This window comes from Brevundimonas sp., from assembly GCF_019636155.1.
GTDB lineage: Bacteria > Pseudomonadota > Alphaproteobacteria > Caulobacterales > Caulobacteraceae > Brevundimonas.
Genome location: NZ_JAHBYB010000034.1, coordinates 1 through 3,333 on the forward strand (window position 1 = coordinate 1; position 3,333 = coordinate 3,333).

The window sequence follows — 3,333 nt, forward strand, 5'->3', positions numbered from 1 at the left end:
ACCGTCACCGGCCGCTGGGCGGCCAGGCGGAACGGGGCGCCCAGCGCCTCGCCGATCGAAAATCGCGTCCTGGCCATACAGCTCCCCCCGGCGCCGTGGCGGCGAGCCCCCTCGCCTTTCGCCCCCACCTTAACCTCTTCCGCCGCCCCGCCGCCAGACGATTGCTGACGAAGCGCCCCGACGTGGCTAGAAAGCCGCGATGACGACCTCCCCTGCTCCTTCTCCCGTCCATGTCATCGGCGGCGGCCTGGCCGGCTCCGAGGCCGCCTGGCAGATCGCCTCCGCCGGCGTTCCGGTCATCCTGCACGAAATGCGCGGCGTTCCCGGCGTGAAGACCGACGCCCACCATACGGACGGCTTGGCCGAACTGGTCTGCTCCAACTCCTTCCGGTCGGACGATTGGGAATACAACGCCGTGGGCCTGCTGCACGCCGAGATGCGGGCGCTGGATTCGATCATCATGGCCTGCGGCGACGCCCATCAGGTGCCCGCCGGCGGCGCCCTGGCCGTGGACCGCGAGGGCTTCTCCCAGGCCGTGACGGCGAAACTGTCGGCCCACCCCCTGGTCACCGTGACGAGGGAGGAGATCGCCGGCCTGCCGCCCGAGGACTGGTCCAACGTCATCGTCGCCACCGGCCCCCTGACCTCGCCCGCCCTGGCCGACGCCATCCTGAAGACGACGGGCGAGGAAAGCCTCAGCTTCTTCGACGCCATCGCCCCCATCGTCCACGCCGACAGCATCGACTTCGACATCGCCTGGCGCCAGTCGCGCTATGACAAGGAAGGGCCCGGCGGCGACGCGGCGGCCTACATCAACTGCCCGATGGACAAGGCCCAGTACGAGGCCTTCATCGACGCCCTGCTCGACGGCCCCAAGGCCGAGTTCAAGGATTGGGAGAACGTCCCCTATTTCGACGGCTGCCTGCCGATCGAGGTGATGGCCGAACGGGGCCGCGAAACCCTGCGCCACGGCCCGATGAAGCCGGTCGGCCTGACCAATCCGCGCGATCCGACCGTCAAGCCGCACGCCATCGTGCAACTGAGGCAGGACAACGCCCTGGGCACCCTGTTCAACCTGGTCGGCTTTCAGACCAAGCTGAAGCACGGCGCCCAGGCCGAGACCTTCCGCATGATCCCCGGCCTGCAGAACGCCCAGTTCGCCCGCCTGGGCGGCCTGCACCGCAACACCTTCCTGAACAGCCCGAAACTGCTGGACCGCCAGCTGCGTCTGAAATCCATGCCGCGCCTGCGCTTCGCCGGGCAGGTGACAGGGGTGGAAGGCTATGTCGAGTCGGCCGCCATGGGCCTGCTGACCGGCCGCCTCGCCGCCGCCCAGGCGTTGGGGCGCGACCTCGCCCCGCCCCCGCCCGAAACCGCGATCGGCGCCCTGGTCGAACACATCACCGGCGGCCATCTGGAGGGCTCCAAATTCCAGCCCATGAACATCAACTACGGCCTGCTGCCCCCCCTGGAGGCGCCGCGCGTCGACGCCGAGGGCAGGAAGATCCCGCCCAAGGACCGCGGCCGGGCCAAGAAGCGGCTGATGAGCGTGCGGGCCCTCACGGCGCTGAAGGCCTGGCGGGACGCGCAATGATGTCCTTCTCCCCTTGCGGGAGAAGGTGGCCCGAAGGGCCGGATGAGGGGTCGCTCAATAGCCTGCGTCACCCCTCACCCGACCGCGCCAGAACGAAAGCTGTCGCCTTCGTGCGCGGTCTCCCTCTCCCGCAAGGGGAGAGGGTATGAAGTTCGTCAAGACCGCCATCCGCCAGCGGATCAACCGGCTGTTCAACGACTATGAGCGCGGCGAGCGTCCGGCCCTGCGCCGGGCCGACGCCCTGTTCTCGACCTCGTCCGTCGCCTGGCGGGTCAATGGCGACATCGTCACCATGATGATCGGCGGCGTCTCGGGCCTGCTGCTGCAGATGCTGCACCCGGCGGTGCTGGCGGGCGTCTGGGACCATTCCGACTTCCGCGCCGACATGCACGGCCGCCTGCGGCGGACGGCCAAATTCATCGCCGTCACCACCTATGACCACGCCGCCGCGGGCCAGGCCGCCATCGACCGGGTCCGCTCCATCCACGACAAGCTGAAGGGTGTCCTGCCCGACGGGACCGCCTATCGCGTCAACGACCCGACCCTGCTGGCCTGGGTCCATGTGACGGAAATCACCAGCTTCCTGGACGCCTGGATCCGCTACGCCGAACCGTCCATGTCGCCGGCCGACCAGGACGCCTATATCGCCGAAATGGCCCGCATCGGCCGCGCCCTGGGCGCCGATCCCGTGCCGACCGACCGCGCCGAAGCCGAGGCCCTGATCCAGTCGATGCGCCCGGCCCTGCGCGCCGACGCCCGCACCCATGAGGTGGCCCAGCTGGTTCTGCGCCAGCGGATCGGCGGCCCGGCCGAGAATTTCGCCGGGGGCCTGATCATGGCCGCCGGCGCCGACCTGCTGCCCGACTGGGCGCGGGCCATGCACGACCTGCCCGCCGCCCCCGCCCCGACCCGCGCCGCCGTCCGCGCGACCCAGCGGCTGATGGACTGGGTCTATGTCGGCTCGCCCAATCGCCGCGTCTGGCCGGACGCGGTCCGGGAATGGCCGGCATGACCGCCGCGCTGATCAGATCCGCCCGGTCAGCACCGCCCAGGTCAGGCGCAGCCGCCGAACGGGCTCCGGCGCCTCGTTGCGGATCAGGGCCGCCGGGGCCGCGGCCGGAAAGGCCTCGGCCGGCAGGCGTCTCAGGGCGCGGTTCGCCTCGGCTCTCAGGGCGCGGGCCTCATCGACGCGCCCGGTCTGGGCCAGGCCCCGCACCCGCGCCGCCGCCTCCACCGCCGCCTCATGCCCCGGTCCCGCCAGGATGCGCGCCGCCGCCTGCATCGGGCCGACATAGAAGGCGTCCAGGTCATGCGGATCGCCATGCACCCGACCCACATGGGCCTCGATCAGCCCGTCCAGCGCCGTCCGCTCCAGTCCGCGGCGGCGCACCACATCCGCCAGGGCCTCCAGCACCGGATGCCCCTTCTGGGGGTCCCCGGCGAACACCCCGTCCATCTGGTCGGCCCACCAGCGATAGCGCATCTCGGCCAGCATCGGCTGGGTCACCCGCGCCGGAATGGCCATCAGCTCGGCCTCGAAGGCGTAAAGGGTGATCAGGTCCGCCCGCGCCGCCGCGTCCGCCACGAACCGGCTGGCCAGCCAGCGGTCGATGTCCGCCCCGCGGACCTGGGCGTCGAGGTCGACCGCGCTCACGACACAGACGGGGGCGCGCCCCTCAGGCCCCGCATCAGGGCCCAGCCCAGCGCCACCATGAACAGGGCCAGCGCCGCCTCCATCG

3 protein-coding genes are annotated in these 3,333 nt (G+C 71.2%); 2 read left to right on the forward strand and 1 reads right to left on the reverse strand.

All coding sequences use genetic code 11. The annotated features are described in order from the left end of the window. The first annotated feature begins 199 nt into the window (after positions 1 to 199). Together trmFO and KF910_RS14175 are read left to right on the forward strand one after the other, a co-directional pair. Positions 200 to 1,594, forward strand: coding sequence for a methylenetetrahydrofolate--tRNA-(uracil(54)-C(5))-methyltransferase (FADH(2)-oxidizing) TrmFO (trmFO, locus tag KF910_RS14170; RefSeq protein ID WP_292264060.1), 1,395 nt, complete (start codon positions 200 to 202; stop codon positions 1,592 to 1,594). 145 nt (positions 1,595 to 1,739) lie between these two features. Further along, a complete protein-coding gene (locus KF910_RS14175) occupies positions 1,740 to 2,606 on the forward strand; it encodes an oxygenase MpaB family protein (protein ID WP_292264062.1) in 867 nt (288 codons plus the stop codon). A gap of 12 nt (positions 2,607 to 2,618) precedes the next feature. On the opposite strand, the gene KF910_RS14180 is transcribed toward KF910_RS14175, so the two are convergent. Continuing rightward, positions 2,619 to 3,333 (reverse strand): squalene/phytoene synthase family protein (locus KF910_RS14180; protein ID WP_416354720.1); only part of this gene is annotated, 715 nt, incomplete at its 5' end.